At 63.1% G+C, this 14,864-nt stretch carries 17 protein-coding genes; 9 read left to right on the top strand and 8 right to left on the bottom strand.

Annotation, left to right across the window (positions count from 1 at the left end; translation table 11 throughout):
- Positions 1–168 precede the first annotated feature (168 nt).
- The 3 genes from ACWGTO_RS14510 (at position 169) to ACWGTO_RS14500 (ending at position 1,915) form a co-directional block, all read left to right on the top strand.
- Positions 169–516 (top strand): hypothetical protein, encoded by a 348-nt coding sequence (locus tag ACWGTO_RS14510; protein WP_454575499.1) that lies wholly within the window; start codon positions 169–171, stop codon positions 514–516.
- Positions 517–595: 79 nt separating this feature from the next.
- The gene (locus tag ACWGTO_RS14505) at positions 596–1,225 is read left to right on the top strand and encodes a CDGSH iron-sulfur domain-containing protein (RefSeq protein ID WP_454575498.1); all 630 of its coding nucleotides are present in this window, start codon (positions 596–598) and stop codon (positions 1,223–1,225) included.
- Between the two features lie 318 nt (positions 1,226–1,543).
- Positions 1,544–1,915 carry a hypothetical protein gene (locus ACWGTO_RS14500; RefSeq protein ID WP_454575497.1) on the top strand — a complete coding sequence of 124 codons (372 nt, stop codon included), beginning with the start codon at positions 1,544–1,546 and terminating at the stop codon, positions 1,913–1,915.
- Between the two features lie 142 nt (positions 1,916–2,057).
- Here the strand turns inward: ACWGTO_RS14500 and ACWGTO_RS14495 are convergent, their stop codons facing one another.
- Entirely contained in the window at positions 2,058–2,567 is a 510-nt protein-coding gene (locus tag ACWGTO_RS14495; protein ID WP_454575496.1) for a hypothetical protein, read from the bottom strand.
- A gap of 11 nt (positions 2,568–2,578) precedes the next feature.
- Positions 2,579–3,088: a hypothetical protein gene (locus ACWGTO_RS14490; RefSeq protein WP_454575495.1), complete on the bottom strand. Its 510-nt coding sequence runs from the start codon at positions 3,086–3,088 to the stop codon at positions 2,579–2,581.
- 190 nt (positions 3,089–3,278) lie between these two features.
- Between ACWGTO_RS14490 and ACWGTO_RS14485 the strand changes: the two genes are divergently transcribed.
- The gene (locus tag ACWGTO_RS14485; RefSeq protein ID WP_454575494.1) at positions 3,279–3,686 is read left to right on the top strand and encodes a hypothetical protein; all 408 of its coding nucleotides are present in this window, start codon (positions 3,279–3,281) and stop codon (positions 3,684–3,686) included.
- Between the two features lie 280 nt (positions 3,687–3,966).
- Here ACWGTO_RS14485 and lepA read toward each other — a convergent pair whose 3' ends face one another.
- The gene (gene lepA, locus ACWGTO_RS14480) at positions 3,967–5,772 is read right to left on the bottom strand and encodes a translation elongation factor 4 (RefSeq protein ID WP_454575493.1); all 1,806 of its coding nucleotides are present in this window, start codon (positions 5,770–5,772) and stop codon (positions 3,967–3,969) included.
- Positions 5,773–6,136: 364 nt separating this feature from the next.
- On the opposite strand from lepA, the gene ACWGTO_RS14475 reads away from it, so the two are divergent.
- The 3 genes from ACWGTO_RS14475 to msrA all read left to right on the top strand — a co-directional run bounded on the left by ACWGTO_RS14475 (position 6,137) and on the right by msrA (position 8,055).
- Positions 6,137–6,829: a DUF1223 domain-containing protein gene (locus tag ACWGTO_RS14475; RefSeq protein WP_454575492.1), complete on the top strand. Its 693-nt coding sequence runs from the start codon at positions 6,137–6,139 to the stop codon at positions 6,827–6,829.
- An 81-nt stretch (positions 6,830–6,910) separates the two neighbouring features.
- On the top strand, positions 6,911–7,213 hold the full coding sequence (locus ACWGTO_RS14470; protein ID WP_454575491.1) for a hypothetical protein: 303 nt from the start codon (positions 6,911–6,913) through the stop codon (positions 7,211–7,213).
- Positions 7,214–7,323: 110 nt separating this feature from the next.
- Entirely contained in the window at positions 7,324–8,055 is a 732-nt protein-coding gene (msrA, locus tag ACWGTO_RS14465; RefSeq protein ID WP_454575490.1) for a peptide-methionine (S)-S-oxide reductase MsrA, read from the top strand.
- A gap of 145 nt (positions 8,056–8,200) precedes the next feature.
- Here msrA and ACWGTO_RS14460 read toward each other — a convergent pair whose 3' ends face one another.
- The 3 genes from ACWGTO_RS14460 to ACWGTO_RS14450 all read right to left on the bottom strand — a co-directional run bounded on the left by ACWGTO_RS14460 (position 8,201) and on the right by ACWGTO_RS14450 (position 11,032).
- Positions 8,201–8,488 carry a GIY-YIG nuclease family protein gene (locus ACWGTO_RS14460; RefSeq protein ID WP_454575489.1) on the bottom strand — a complete coding sequence of 96 codons (288 nt, stop codon included), beginning with the start codon at positions 8,486–8,488 and terminating at the stop codon, positions 8,201–8,203.
- A gap of 176 nt (positions 8,489–8,664) precedes the next feature.
- Complete coding sequence (locus ACWGTO_RS14455; RefSeq protein ID WP_454575488.1) at positions 8,665–9,669, bottom strand: cytochrome d ubiquinol oxidase subunit II; 1,005 nt, start codon at positions 9,667–9,669, stop codon at positions 8,665–8,667.
- 1 nt (position 9,670) lies between these two features.
- Complete coding sequence (locus ACWGTO_RS14450) at positions 9,671–11,032, bottom strand: cytochrome ubiquinol oxidase subunit I (protein WP_454575487.1); 1,362 nt, start codon at positions 11,030–11,032, stop codon at positions 9,671–9,673.
- 252 nt (positions 11,033–11,284) lie between these two features.
- On the opposite strand from ACWGTO_RS14450, the gene ACWGTO_RS14445 reads away from it, so the two are divergent.
- Both ACWGTO_RS14445 and ACWGTO_RS14440 read left to right on the top strand, forming a co-directional pair.
- The gene (locus tag ACWGTO_RS14445; RefSeq protein WP_454575486.1) at positions 11,285–12,226 is read left to right on the top strand and encodes an ABC transporter ATP-binding protein; all 942 of its coding nucleotides are present in this window, start codon (positions 11,285–11,287) and stop codon (positions 12,224–12,226) included.
- Positions 12,223–13,002, top strand: coding sequence for an ABC transporter permease (locus ACWGTO_RS14440; protein WP_454575485.1), 780 nt, complete (start codon positions 12,223–12,225; stop codon positions 13,000–13,002). The genes ACWGTO_RS14445 and ACWGTO_RS14440 overlap by 4 nt, the downstream gene beginning before the upstream one ends.
- Before the next feature lie 90 nt (positions 13,003–13,092).
- Here the strand turns inward: ACWGTO_RS14440 and ACWGTO_RS14435 are convergent, their stop codons facing one another.
- Positions 13,093–14,124, bottom strand: a complete 1,032-nt coding sequence (locus ACWGTO_RS14435; protein WP_454575484.1) for a phosphatidylglycerol lysyltransferase domain-containing protein — start codon at positions 14,122–14,124, stop codon at positions 13,093–13,095.
- Between the two features lie 315 nt (positions 14,125–14,439).
- The gene (locus ACWGTO_RS14430; RefSeq protein ID WP_454575483.1) at positions 14,440–14,664 is read right to left on the bottom strand and encodes a hypothetical protein; all 225 of its coding nucleotides are present in this window, start codon (positions 14,662–14,664) and stop codon (positions 14,440–14,442) included.
- Positions 14,665–14,864: the final 200 nt, after the last annotated feature.

Below are 14,864 nucleotides of genomic sequence, written 5' to 3'. Positions count from 1 at the left end.
ACGGATGAGGGGTGTTCCAGGGAACGCCAACGTCTCACTCCGCTGGAACACCCCTCATCCGTCTCGGCGCTGCGCGCCAATCCACCTTCTCCCACAAGGGGGGAAGGGAAGATGGCGCTTCTCCCCCGACCATGCGAGCTTGACCTCCACCGATTCGGGACTACCGCCATGCTCCGCCTCACCCTTGCCGCCCTCATCATCGCCACCCCGGCGCATGCCGCCGACATGGCGTTCTTCGTCAAGAACCTGCGCAAGCAGTCCGTGGCGGTGGAGCTGTTCAGCCGTGACCGCAAGATGTCGTGGCCGGGCGGCGAGCAGGTGTTTCTGATCGAGCCTAGTTCGCAGAAGTCGGTGCCGATCTCGTGCAATCAGGGCGAGAACATCTGCTATGGCGCCTGGGTCAACGGCAACGACGCGATTTCGGCGGGGGTCGGGCCTGACAATGACCAGCCGTGCGATACCTGCTGTTTCATCTGCGTGGAGAAGACGACGGAGACGATCGATCTGGTGGAGTGAGGTGCCTCGCCTCCCGGCGAGCTTGACGCCCGTGCCGCCACCGCCCTAGCCTCTTGTCACCCACCACGAGGAGAGCTCCATGGCAGGCACGGTCGAAGGCGAAAAGATCGACGTTTCCTTCAACGGCAAGCGCTGCATCCATTCGCGCAATTGCGTGCTCGGCAACCCGCATGTCTTCGTGCCCAATGCGCCCGGCGAATGGATCCACCCCGATGCGGCAAGCGTCGAGCAGGTCGTGACGCTGGCCGAAAACTGTCCGTCCGGCGCCATCGGCTATCTGAGGAAGGATGGCGGGCCGCAGGAGAGGCCGCCGGTGGTCAACACCGTGCGGCTGCGCGAGAATGGGCCATTGGCCGTGCATGCCGAGATCGTGCTGGGCGGCGAGACCTCCTTTCGCGCGACGCTCTGCCGCTGCGGCGCCTCGCAGAACAAACCGTTCTGCGACAACAGCCACATCAAGGCCGGCTTCACAGCCACCGGCGAGCCGCCGCTGAAGGAGGCGCCGGCGACGCTGGAGGCGCGAAATGGCCCGCTGACCATAACGCCAACCACCAACGGGCCATTGAAGGTCGAAGGCAATGCCGAGATCGTCACCGGCACCGGCCACACGATCGACCGCACCACCCGCACCTTTCTGTGCCGCTGCGGCCACTCGGCCAATAAGCCGTTTTGCGACGGCAGCCACAAGAGGGTGGGGTTTGTGGGGTAGGTGAGTGAGGCGCCGAAGCTGCTGATCTCCCCCCTCGTGGGGGAGATGCCTGGCAAGGCAGAGGGGGGCGCTGTCCCGCCAACCCTCAATCCTGCAGCCCAAGCCATTTCGATTTAGGCTTTGTTGATCCGACACGCCGGCGATCCTTCGCGCCCCCCTCTGGCCTGCCGGCCATCTCCCCCACGAGGGGGGAGATCAGCAGCTCCGCCACCTTCGCCAATCCCCCCAAATTCAGTCAGCGCTGCCCTTCAATATCGACCATCATCATGCGATGCTGGCGCTCTCGGCCGGGGGGCCGATTCTCATCCGGGGAATGCCATGTCTTTCACCATCACGCGCCGCATCGTCGTTGCGCTCTCGCTGTCCGCTCTGCTGGCGCCATCGGCCTATGCCGCCGACATCACCTTTGCCGTCAAGAACAGCCATCCCAACGCCATGCGCCTCGAGCTCTACAGCCAGGACCGTGACTATGTCTGGCCCGGCAACGACAAGGATTTCTATCTCGACGATGGCGAGACCAAGCAGATCCCGGTCTCGTGCAATGAAGGCGAGTCGATCTGCTACGGCGCCTGGGTCGACGGCGACGAAGAAACCTATTGGGGCGTCGGCCCCAACAATCAGGAAAAATGCGAGGATTGCTGCTACACCTGCAATGGCGGCGAGACCGAGGAGATTGAACTCGTGCCGTGAGGCACTGCGGCCGACGCTGCCAATCTCCCCCCAAGTGGGACTGTTGCGGAGTTCTATCGGCGTGGACATTTCGGTGGTTTCCGAGTGTTGAGCATCGGCAGGCGGAGCTGTTCCTCCTTCTTTGCCTGAGTGAGAAGGAGAATCAGAGCCTCACCACTACATGCGGTGCGAATTTCTTTATGGCTTCGACCATGTCCTGGCCGCGCACGTCGAGCGAGGAGATTTCCATGTGCACGATGTTCCTGCCGAAGGGCAGCATCAGGTTCAGCGCATTGGCAGGCGCGTATTTGAATTCGTCGGGCGGCTCCGCGGTCAGCTCGAAATTGAGCATCGCCGAACCCTTGCCAGAGGTGAGGTGCACGCTCTTCACCGTTTCCCACGGAACCAGCACGTCGCCGGCGCGAGCATCGCGGAAGCCGTGGCTGTCCAGAATGACCTTGACCGACGTGTCGAAAGCACCGCGCGCGATGACATAGCCGAGCCCCAGGCAACCCGCCCCAACCAGTGCGATGACCAGCACATGCCCGCTGTTCGCCCCCGAGACCAGCCCGCGCAGCGCGCCGAAACCGAACATGGCGCCGATGACCACCGGCCCGATGGCCGGGAAAATTTTTCCGGTGGCGCTGTTGCGGAGTTCGAGCGGCGCGGACATTTTTCGCCAGCCTAGCCCCTCAGCAGCGTCCAGATCCAGCCGGCAAAAGTCAGCACCAGGAACGGATAGCCGGCGGCGGGCAGCGGCGCCGAGGTCGGCAGCAGGAGCGCGCCCCACAGCACCATGGCCACCGTCACGACAAACAGGAGTGCGGCGATAAGGCCGGTGAGTCGCATCCAGAGCGCAAAAGTGTTGGGCACGCTGATCAAGACCAGGGCCGCCGCCCAGAGCGAAATGCCACCGACATAGGAAGGCACGCTGGCCTGCAGCCCCGCCGCGTTGCCGGCCAGAAGCAGGCTCTCGCCGGCGAGGAAGGTGAGGAAGCCGGCCGCCACGCAATCATTGCCGAGCCGCTGGTATTTCATGGTGAGCAGGGCGGTGGCGACCACGAGCGCCACGCCGTCGATCGCCCACAGCGTCTCGCGTAGCGCATCGCTCGCCACGAAGGTGCCGGCAAGGCCGAAAATGCCGCCGATGGCGAGGCCAAGTGAAGCGAAAGTATCCAAGCGGCTGACAGGCATCGACAGTCCCCAAAGCGACGCACGATACTTCAGGCCAAGACGCTCTCCAAGCGGCGCTTGATGAATCGACTTCCTCCGGATTAGCCTTGGTCGCAGGCATCAGATCCTGGTGGTGAAAAAATCCCACTCTTGAGCCCGGCCGGGATGTAAGATGGTCGCTGTTCCGGGTCGCAAACCAATACGGGATCACATGTCGTCGCGCACAATCTTTCTCAGCAGACTGATCGGGCTCTTCACCATTCTAGTCTCCCTATCGGTGTTCTTGCACAAGCAGTCGATGGTCGAGTTCGGAGAGGCGCTCGTTCACGATCGGCCGCTGCTGCTGATCCTCGGCATGATCACATTGATTGGCGGTCTCGCGATGGTGCTCTGTCATAACGTCTGGTCGGGGGGCGCCTTGCCTATCATCGTGACGCTCTTTGGTTGGTCGATCCTAATCCGTGGTCTGCTGCTCTTGTTCCTACCGGACACGATAGCCAGCCTTTTCGAAATGGTTCGTTTCGGAGACTTTTTCTATATCGTTGCTGCCATCTCGTTCGTCCTCGGCCTCTACCTAACCTATGGCGGATTCACATCCTTGCCGGGCGCCAAGCGTTAGATTCACTAGCCATTCCGAAAGACGGCTCGGTAGGCCTTCTCTATTTTTCGATTCGCATCACCATAGGATGGCGATGTCAAAACACCCGTGGACAAAAATGACTTTCCTTAGCGGAGAATTACTAAGTCCGAAGTGTCCGGAAGATCGCGACGATGCAACGAAAGCGATATCTGAGGCCATGAGCAATACGGCGGACAACTGTCTCAGGCATCGATTCGTAAGGCTTTGAATCGTCCGAAGGCGTCTGAAGGCGCCTGTAGGTGCATCATCAGCTTCCTCCTCAATCCCCCATCTTAAGCGCCTGGATAAACGCCTCCTGCGGAATATCCACTTTCCCGAACTGCCGCATCCGCTTCTTGCCCTCGTTCTGCTTGTCCAGCAGCTTGCGTTTGCGCGAGACGTCGCCGCCGTAGCATTTGGCGGTCACGTCCTTGCGCAGCGCCGAGATGGTTTCGCGGGCGATGACCTTGCCGCCGATGGCGGCCTGGATCGGGATCTTGAACAAATGGTGCGGGATCAGCTCCTTCAGCTTCTCGCACATCTGGCGGCCGCGCTTTTCGGCCGCGGTGCGGTGTACCAGCATGGACAGCGCGTCGACCGGCTCTTCATTGACCAGGATCGACATTTTCACCAGGTCGCCCTCGCGGTAGTCGGTCAGGTGATAGTCGAACGAGGCGTAGCCCTTGGAAATCGACTTCAGCCGGTCGTAGAAATCGAAGACGACTTCGTTGAGCGGCAGGTCGTAGGTCAGCATGGCGCGCTTGCCGACATAGGAGAGGTCGGCCTGGATGCCGCGCCGGTCCTGGCAGAGTTTCAGGATGCCGCCGAGATAGTCGTCGGGGGTGAGGATGGTGGCGCGGATCCACGGCTCCTCGATGGCCGAGATCTTCACCACGTCGGGCATGTCGGCGGGGTTGTGCAGCTCCTTCATCGAGCCGTCATTGAGCAGCAGCCGGTAGACGACGGATGGCGCGGTGGCGATGAGATCGAGGTTGAACTCGCGCTCCAGCCGCTCCTGGATGATTTCGAGATGCAAGAGACCGAGGAAGCCGCAGCGATAACCGAAGCCGAGCGCGGCTGACGTCTCCATTTCATAGGAGAAGGAGGCGTCGTTGAGACGCAGCTTGCCGACGGCGGCGCGCAGATCCTCGAAATCGGCGGCGTCGACCGGGAACAGGCCGCAGAACACCACCGGCTGCGCCGGCTTGAAGCCGGGCAGAGCGTGCGCCGTCTGGCGCTTGTCCTCGGTGATGGTGTCGCCGACGCGTGTGTCGGCCACTTCCTTGATCGAGCCGGTGAAGAAGCCGAACTCGCCCGGGCCGAGCTCGTCGACATTGATGCGGGCGGGCGTGAAGACGCCGGTGCGCTCGACCAGATATTTGGCGCCGGTGCCCATCATGCGGATGGTCTGGCCCTTTTTCAAAACGCCATCGATGATGCGCACCAGCACGATGACGCCGAGATAGGCGTCGTACCAGCTGTCGACCAGCATGGCTTTCAGCGGGGCCGTGGCGTCGCCCTCGCGCGGTGGCGGCAGCTGGTGGACGATGGCCTCCAGCACATCGGGAATGCCAAGGCCGGTCTTGGCCGAGATCAGCACTGCGTTGGAGGCGTCGATGCCGATGACTTCTTCGACCTGCTCGCGGATACGCTCGGGCTCGGCGGCCGGCAGGTCGACCTTGTTCAGCACCACGACGATCTCGTGGTTGTTGTCGATCGCCTGGTAGACATTGGCCAGCGTCTGCGCCTCGACCCCTTGCGAGGCGTCGACGACCAGCAGCGAGCCCTCGCAGGCAGCAAGCGAGCGTGACACTTCATAGGCGAAGTCGACATGGCCGGGCGTGTCGATGAGGTTGAGGATGTAGTCCTCGCCGTTGTTGGCGCGGTATTTCAGCCGCACCGTCTGCGCCTTGATGGTGATGCCGCGCTCGCGCTCGATGTCCATCGAGTCCAGCACCTGCTCCTTCATGTCGCGCAGCTCCAGCCCGCCGGTCAGCTGGATCAGGCGGTCGGCAAGGGTCGATTTGCCATGGTCGATATGGGCGACGATGGAGAAATTGCGGATGTGGTCGAGGGGCGTGCTCATGGCGCGGCCTTTAGCAGGGGCGGGGTTGAGGGGCAAGCGGGGCGGCTCTTCCCCTTCTCCGCAACGCCGCGATCCTTCGCGCCCCCCTCTGTCCTGCCGGACATCTCCCCAACACGGGGGGAGATTGGAGCGCGGCCGACGGCGCCCTTTCTGAAATGTGAGAGCGGTGATTTCCGACTGAGGATTGGGCGACGCGGCGACGACAGCCAATCTCCCCCCTCGTGGGGGAGATGTCCGGCAGGACAGAGGGGGGCGCTGTCCCTCCAGCCCCCGCAATCACAAACCGGTGAGCGATGTAACGAAGCCTTCGGAGACGGCGAAGTGAGTGATGACCGGCGCATCCCAGCGCCCCACGGAGCAAGCCATGTCCAGAAAACTTATCGCCTTGTCCGGCCTCCTTGCAGCATCGCTGTTGTCGTCGATGGGCACCGCCTTCGCCCAGCCGCTCACCGTGGTGGAATTGTTCACCAGCCAGGGCTGCTCGTCCTGCCCGCCGGCCAATGCCAATCTGATCAAGGTCAAGGACAAGCCGGGCGTTCTGGCGCTGTCGTTCAACGTCACCTACTGGGACTATCTCGGCTGGAAGGACACGTTCGGCCGCGAGGAGTTCACCCAGCGCCAGGTGCGCTATGAGCCGTCGCTCGGCCGCTCCGGGCCGTTCACGCCGCAGGTGGTGGTCAATGGCGGTGCCGATGCGGTGGGCGCTGCACCCGGCGAGATCGAGCAGCTGATCTCCTCGAGCGGCGGCACCAAGGGTCCGTCGCTGTCGCTCGATAGCGGCAAGATCGCGATCGGTGCCGGTTCCGCTCCGGGCGGCAAGGCCGATGTCTGGCTGGTTCGTTACAACAAGGGCGTCATCGAGGTGCCGGTGGCGCGCGGCGAGAACACCGGCCGCACGCTGCCGCATGCCAATGTCGTGCACTCGCTGACAAAGCTCGGCAGCTGGCACGGCGAGGCGGCAACGCTGAAGCTGCCGGCAGCAGGCAAGGGGCTCAGCACCGCGGTTCTGGTGCAGACGCCGGGCGGCGGGCCGATCCTGGCCGCGGCCGCCGACTGATTTTCCCCACGCAACGCCGCAGACGGCTGCGCATCACCGGCCCGCATATGCGCGCCACAACCCCTGAGAAGGAATACCAGTATGACCAAGACCCTTACCGCGCTCGCCTTTGCGCTTTCGATGACGGCTTTTGCCGCAGGCGCCCGCGCCGAGGATACGACCAATGCCATGAAGCCGGCCGATGCGATGGCTACCGAGGCGATGAAGCCTGCAACGGACGCCATGAAGCCTGCGGATGCGATGGCGCCAGACCCGATGGCCACCGAGGCGATGAAGCCGGCAGCGGACGCCATGAAGCCCGCGACCGACGCGATGAAGCCCGCCGATGCGATGGCGCCTGCGGACGCCATGAAACCTGCGGACGCGATGGCGCCCGCGCAATAAGGCTTGAGCACTGGTCCGGCCGCCTAGCGGCCGGGCCACGCACGGCAATTTGAGAAACCCGACACAACAATCTGTCGTATAGTCGGAAACACCATCAAGGGAGATCAGACATGACCGGCATGGAAAAGACGAGAACGCCGATCTTCACCAAAAGCGCTCTTGCGGCGCTCATCGTTGCCGGGGCGGCGGCCGCCTTTTGGCAGAGCCCTGCCCAATCGGCCGAGGACGCGGTGGTAATCCCGCCGCCGGCAATGGACGAAAAGGCCGCCAGCGGCAGCGAGAAGGCTGTTTTCGCCGGTGGCTGTTTCTGGGGCGTGCAGGGCGTCTTCCAGCACGTCAAGGGCGTGACCAAGGCCGTCTCCGGCTACACCGGCGGCGCCAAGGATGACGCCGTCTACGAGACGGTCGGCAGCGGCCGCACCGGCCACGCCGAATCGGTCGAGATCACCTACGATCCGTCCAAGGTGACCTACGGCCAGCTGCTGCAGGTCTATTTCTCGGTCGCGCACAACCCGACGCAGCTGAACTACCAGGGCCCAGACTCGGGCACCCAGTACCGCTCGACCATCTTTGCCGAGAATGGCGAACAGCAGGAGATCGCCCAGAGCTACATCGCCCAGCTCGACCAGGCCAAGGTATTTTCGAAACCGATCGTCACCACACTGGAAACCGGCAAAACCTTCTATCCGGCCGAGGAATATCACCAGGACTTCCTGACGCTGAACCCGACCTACCCATACATCGTCTACAACGACCTGCCCAAGGTGGCGAATTTGAAGTCGCTGTTCCCGGCGCTGTACAGCGACAAGCCGGTGCTGGTGCTGGCGGGGAGCAAGAGCTGAGGGGTGGGCTTGGGAGCACGGGTCGCGACGCTCCCCAACCTTCGTCATCCTAGGGCGAAGCAAGGAGCGAAGCGACGCAGCGCAGACCCTAGGATCCATGCCGCGCCCGCCGTGCAGTGCTCCGGGGGTGCAAAAAACCGGGCGGCTACCAGCCTGTCCCACGGAAGAGCTCAAACCACTCGGGATTGGCCTTTTCGATCAGATCGATCTTCCACTGTCGAGGCCACCGCTTCAGCGACTTCTCGCGCTGGATGGCATCGGTGATGTCAAAGTATTCCTCGTACCAGACCAGCCGCTGCACGCCGTAGCGGCTGGTGAAGCCTGCACCCTGGCCGGATTTGTGCTCCGGCATTCGGCGGCCAAGATCGTTGGTGACGCCGATGTAAATCGTGCCGCGTTTCTGGCTTGCGGTCATGTAGACATAGCCGGTCATGGCTCAGGGTAACAAGGGTCGGTGCGCGCACAAGCGCCATTCTGATCCGCTGCGTTCCAGGGCAAACGTCACGGCATGGATCCTAGGGTCTGCGCCGCGTCGCTTCGCTCCTTGCTCCGCCCTAGGATGACGAAGTCATGGGGCTTTGCCTAAACACCAAGACGCTCCTCACCCCCTCAATCATACCTCAGATCCGTCGCCTTCCCGCCGAACACGCGATACGCGTAGAACGAATAGAAGATGATGATCGGCAGGACGACAACGACGCCGGCCAGTATCACGGCGAGGCTTTCCGTTGCCGAGGCCGCCTGCCAGATGGTCAGCCTGTCGGGCACCACGAACGGGTAGAACGACCACGCAAGCCCGGCAAAGCCGAGGGCGAAGATGGTGGCCAGCGTCAGGAACGGCCTGAGCGCATGGCGGTCGTCTTGCTTGGGCAGATGGAAGGTCTGCCGCCACAGCCACAGGAACAGCAGCGCCGACAGGATCGGCAGCGGCGACAGATAGAGCATTTCGGGCCAGTCGAACCATTTGGCGAAGATGCGCGGGCTGGCGAAGGGCGTGGCCAGCGACACCGCGGCCATGCCGAGCGCGGTCAGCACAAGCGCCGTGCGCAGCCAGGCCACCGCCTTCTTCTGCAACTCGCCTTCTGTCTTGTAGATCACCCAGGCGGCGCCCATCGCCGCGTAGGCCGCCGACAGGCACAGCGCCACCAGCGCGCCGAAGGCGATGCCGCCAAGGCCGACGTCGAGGCCAAGCACGTACACGCCGAGCATATAGCCTTGCGCCAGCGAGGCGATGATGGAACCGAGGAAGAAGATGCGGTTCCAGCGATGCTTCTTGCCCGCCGGCACCTTGGCGCGGAAATCGAAGGCGACGCCGCGCAGGATGAGACCGACCAAAAGCACGAAGACCGGCAGATAGAGCGCGGTGAGGATGACGCCATGCGCCATCGGGAAGGCGACCAGCAGCAGGCCGACAGCCAGCACCAACCAGGTCTCGTTGGCATCCCAGAACGGTCCGATGGCGGCGATCATCGTGTCTTGTTCCGCATCTTCGGCGACCGAGAACAGGATGCCGATGCCGAGATCGAAACCGTCGAGGATGACATAGATCAGGATGGCGAGGCCCATCAGGCCGGCGAAGATGAGCGGGAGCGCGGTTGGCCAGTCGAAGCTCATGTCACTCCCCCGCGGCCGGTTGCGACATCGCCGTCTTCATCACGCCCGGCAGCGGCGAGGTGTCGCCATCCTTGGCCGCCTTCAACGCCAGGTGGACCAGCACGCCGAGATAGGCGATCAGCAAAAGCAGATAGAGGATGAGATAGACGGCAAGCGTCAGCGCGACATGGCTGCCGGCAACCGGGCCGACGGCATCGGCCGTCTTCAACACGCCGGTGACCAGCCAGGGCTGGCGGCCGATCTCGGTCGTGTACCAGCCGGCGAGCGTCGCCAGCCAGCCGGACAGCGCCATCGGCACCATCAGCATGGCCAGCGGCCTCGGCAGGCTGTGGCGGCGCTTGAGGAAGAAGGTCGCCGACCATGAGACGATCAGCATCAAAATGCCGGTGCCGACCATGATGCGAAAGCCCCAGAACAACGGAAGAACCGGCGGATGGAGGCCGGGATAGTCGTTCAGCCCCGGTACGATGCCGCTGGTCGAGTGCCGCAGCACAACACTGGCGCCATCGGGAATGGCGACCTCGAACCTGTTTTCCTTCGTCGCCTCATCCGGCCAGGCGAACAGCACCAGCGGCACGTTGGGGCCGGTGTTCCAGTTGGCCTCCATAGCGGCGATCTTCTGCGGCTGGTGCTCCAGCGTGTTGAGCCCGTGCTGGTCGCCGGCAAAGATCTGGATCGGGATCAGGATGGCGGCGGTGAAGACGCCGGTGCGCAGCGCCTTCCACATCGATTCCGAGCGGTCGCCGCTGAGATAGCGCAGCGCCGACAGGCCGGCGATCAGGAACGAGACGGTGAGCCCCGAGGCGAGCAGCATGTGCGTCAGGCGATAGGGCATGGACGGGTTGAAGACGATCGCCCACCAGTCGACCGGATGCGCCTTGCCGTCGATCATCTCGAAGCCGGCCGGCGTCTGCATCCAGGAGTTCAGCGCGATGATCCAGAAGGCGGATAGCGTGGTGCCGCCGGCGACCAGCACGGTGGCCAGCGTGTGGACGCGGTTCGACACGCGGCGGAAGCCGAACAGCATGATGCCGAGGAAGGCCGCCTCGAGGAAGAAGGCGGTGAGGATCTCGTAGGCGAGCAGCGGCCCGGCGATGTTGCCAACCGTTTCCATATAGCCCGGCCAGTTGGTGCCGAACTGAAAGCTCATGGTGACGCCCGAGACGACGCCCATGGCGAAGGACAGCGCAAACACCTTCACCCAGGTGAAATAGGCGCGCATCCAGGCGGAATCGTTGGTGGCGTTGTAGCGAAGCTTGAAGAACAGCAGCACCCAGCCAAGCGCAATCGTGATGGTCGGAAACAGGATGTGGAACGAGATGTTCGCCCCGAACTGCATTCGCGACAGGATGAGCGGGTCCATGGCGGGCTCCGGCTGCTGTTTGTGGTTGAACAATAGGGCGGAAGCCCAGCCCGGTCAAAGCGGCGTGGCGCCACGCGGGGCGCGTTGTCGCAGCAGATCGGGCCGAACCGTCAGTGCCCCTCGGCTACATCTTGGCGAAACGACGAAAAGGGAACGTCTGTCCACATTTGTCAGCAGCGGCATTGACTTCCGGCCGTGCGCACCGACATTCAGCGCAATAAAAATCCCTTTCAAGCAGTCGTTCCCCGCCTCATGTCTTCCACGAATTCGCCCTCCATCATTTCGATTTCCGGCGTCACCAAGACCTACGCCACCGGCTTCAAGGCGCTGAAGGAAATCAACCTCGGCATCGAGCGCGGCGAGATCTTCGCGCTGCTGGGGCCGAACGGCGCCGGCAAGACGACGCTGATCTCGATCGTCTGCGGCATCGTCAACCGCTCGACGGGCACGGTGACTGTCGACGGCCATGACATCACCAGAGACTACCGCGCCGCGCGCAGCCTGATCGGGCTGGTGCCGCAGGAGTTGACCATCGACGCCTTCGAGAGCGTCTGGGCAACCGTCAATTACAGCCGCGGCCTGTTCGGCAAGGCGCCCAATCCGGGCTTCGTCGAAAAAGTTCTGCGCGACCTCTCACTGTGGGACAAGAAGGACGCCAAGGCGATCACGCTGTCGGGCGGCATGAAGCGCCGGCTGATGATCGCCAAGGCGCTGTCACACGAGCCGCGCGTGCTGTTCCTCGACGAGCCGACCGCCGGCGTCGATGTCGAGCTGCGCCAGGACATGTGGGCGATGGTGCGCCGGCTGCGCGACGACGGCGTCACCATCATCCTCACCACGCATTACATCGAGGAGGCCGAGGCGATGGCCGACCGCGTCGGCGTCATCAACCGCGGCGAGATCATCCTGGTCGAGGGCAAGGCCGAGCTGATGCGCAAGCTTGGCCGCAAACGCCTGATCGTGGAATTGCGTAACACCCTCACCGCCATTCCAGACAACTTCTCGCACTATAAGCTGGAACTCTCGCCGGATGGCACGCAGCTGACCTACACCTATGACAATCAGAGCGAACGCCCCGGCGTCGCTTCGCTGCTGCGCGAGCTCGAAGCGGCCGGCATCCAGTTCCGCGACATGGACACGCAAAATTCTTCGCTCGAGGAGATCTTCGTCAATCTGCTGAGGCAAGAGCCATGAATTTTCGCGCAGCCCCTAATTTTCGTGCAGTATGGGCGATCTACCGGGTCGAGATGGCGCGCGCGTTCCGCACCGTGCTGCAGAGCATCGTCTCCCCGGTGATTTCGACATCGCTCTATTTCGTCGTCTTCGGCTCGGCCATCGGTTCGCGCATCACCGAGATCGACGGTATCAGCTATGGCGCGTTCATCGTCCCCGGCCTGATCATGCTGTCGCTGTTGACGCAGTCGATCTCCAACGCCTCCTTCGCCATCTATTTCCCGAAATTCGTCGGCTCGATCTACGAGCTTCTGTCGGCGCCGGTGTCCTATCTGGAGATCGTCATCGCCTATGTCGGCGGCGCCGCGACCAAGTCGATCATCCTCGGCCTCATCATCCTGGCGACGGCCTCGCTGTTCGTGCCGCTGCATATCCAGCATCCATTCTGGATGCTTGCTTTCCTGGTGCTGACGGCGGTGACCTTCAGCCTGTTCGGTTTCATCATCGGCATCTGGGCGAAAAGCTTCGAGCAGCTGCAGCTGGTGCCGCTTTTGATCATCACGCCGCTGACCTTCCTCGGCGGCAGCTTCTATTCGATCAACATGCTGCCCGAGGCCTGGCGCACGGTGACGCTGTTCAATCCGGTCGTCTACCTGATCAGCGGCTTCCGCTGGAGCTTTTACGGCAAGTCGGACGTCTCGGTCGGCGTCAGCCTCGGCATGACCGTGGTGTTCCTGGCCATCTGCATCGCCATCGTCGCCTGGATATTCAGGACCGGCTACCGGCTGCGCAACTGACCCCCTCCGCCCTGGGCAATCGCCTATGGCGCCGGTCAAATCTACGTTTTGCCGAGGGCAGATCGGCCGAGCTGGCCGCCACGGATCTTGCTAGACCGCCTTGATCAGGCGCAGCAGCCCCAGCATCTCGACCAGCGTGCCCTTGCGAAAGGCGATGTAGGTCGGCTCCTCGACGCCGTGGAAGCGGCGCTTGAACGCCGCCTGGCCCTTGAGGTTGAACTTGCTGCGGTTGACCCAGGGCGATTCATAGGCGCGCTCGAAGGCGTTGCGCCAGAAGCTCGATTCGGCAAATTCATTGATCCCGACGTCGAGCATCGGCGACAGGCCGAGCGTGACGACGGAAATGCCCTCGCCGCGAAAGCGGTCGACGGCGAATTTGGTCAGCCCGATTTCGGCATGCGGCGAGGCATCGATGTGCTTGCGCTTGAACGAGGTGGTATAGCCGATCACCTTGCCGTCCCTGAACAGCGGATCGAAATCGAGCAAGGCGACAAGCTCGCCTTCCGGGCTGTAGAGCACGAAACGGCGCATATCGATGCCGAGATGATCGGAAAAGGGGCGGTTGAGGAAGGCCATCTCCCAGCGCTTGACGATGCGGTCGGCCCGCCAGTTCTGCGACAGGCGCTGAACCTCGTCGAGGTAGACCGCTCCCTCGCCAAAGGAAAATCCCTTCTTCAACAGCCAGCGCTCGGAATAGCGCACGGTTTCGTTGCGCTTGCCGGAAAAGTTGTGCGCGGGAAGCTCCAGCCGCGTGTCGATGCCGAGGCGGTTGACCTGATAGCCGAGTCCGGACAGCACGCGCGCCGTCGGCTCGCCGATCTGCACGAACCATGGGCTGTCGGCGGCTTCGACAAAGCGTCTGATATAGTCGGCCCGGTCGGACGGATGGGCCACCGGATCGCCGAGCGCGAAATGGTGCTTCATCTTGGTGCCGAAGGCGATGTAGCCGTCGGTGTCGCCGAAATAAGAGAGTTTCTGCTGCACGGCGGTCGAATAGGCCAGCGAGAAGTCGCCGTGCCGGCGGACCAGCGCCAGCCGCTCGACATGCGATAAATCCTGGCGCGGCACCTTGGCTGCGGCGCCCTCCAGCAGTCTGTCGAGAAAGATACGCAAGGAGGGCATGGTCGAGCTTCCGCGTGCCGATGATAACAGAGGCCTGCCCCCGAGGCCTCGAATCAGTCGCATTGACGCGACCTCATTATCGATCATATTGCCCCTGTGCCATATAGGACGTGCCCTACAGGACGGGTCCCCATGGCGCAGCTAAAAGGGAATCTCGACCGAATGGCGGCAACGACAAGCGAAACGATGCCCATCGTCTCGGGGCCGAAAGGGGCCGACGAGACGGTGATCGTCATCGGCGCCGGAGCGGCAGGACTGGCAGCGGCCGACGCGCTTGGCAGCGTGCCGGCTAGGCCAAGGGCCGTCTTCGCGGCCTCAGGCCGATTTTGGCTCCAGCCGGCGGAAACCGACGGCTTCAATCAGCATGTCCTCCTCGACCATGCCGGCATTGTGCAGGGCCAGCACAGTTAGCGCGAGTTCGCGCGCCTCGGTCGAATCGGGATGCAGGTCGCGCCTGCTACAGGCCTCGTCGAACACACGTTGCAGCTTGGCAATATCATCGGGCCTGAGCAGGCCCCGGTCATAAACAGACTTCGGCATGGCAGCCTCCTCCAGAAGACCTAGGGCGCCGTGTTTAAATGTCCAATCTTTCCCGAGGCTTGAGCGGAGCAGTCGCCTGGATTCGGATAAATCCGGCTCGAGCGTTGGCAATCAGACCACGATCCGGCTGCCACCCACCCGGCCATCTCTCGCCGCCGGCCGGGCACGTTCCGCTGCAGTTCGCTTGACGTGCCGGCGCG

It is taken from the genome of Mesorhizobium sp. PL10 (assembly GCF_053714315.1).
The sequence above is the reverse complement of the archived record's forward strand: the minus strand, read 5'-3'. Positions and strand labels throughout refer to the sequence as shown.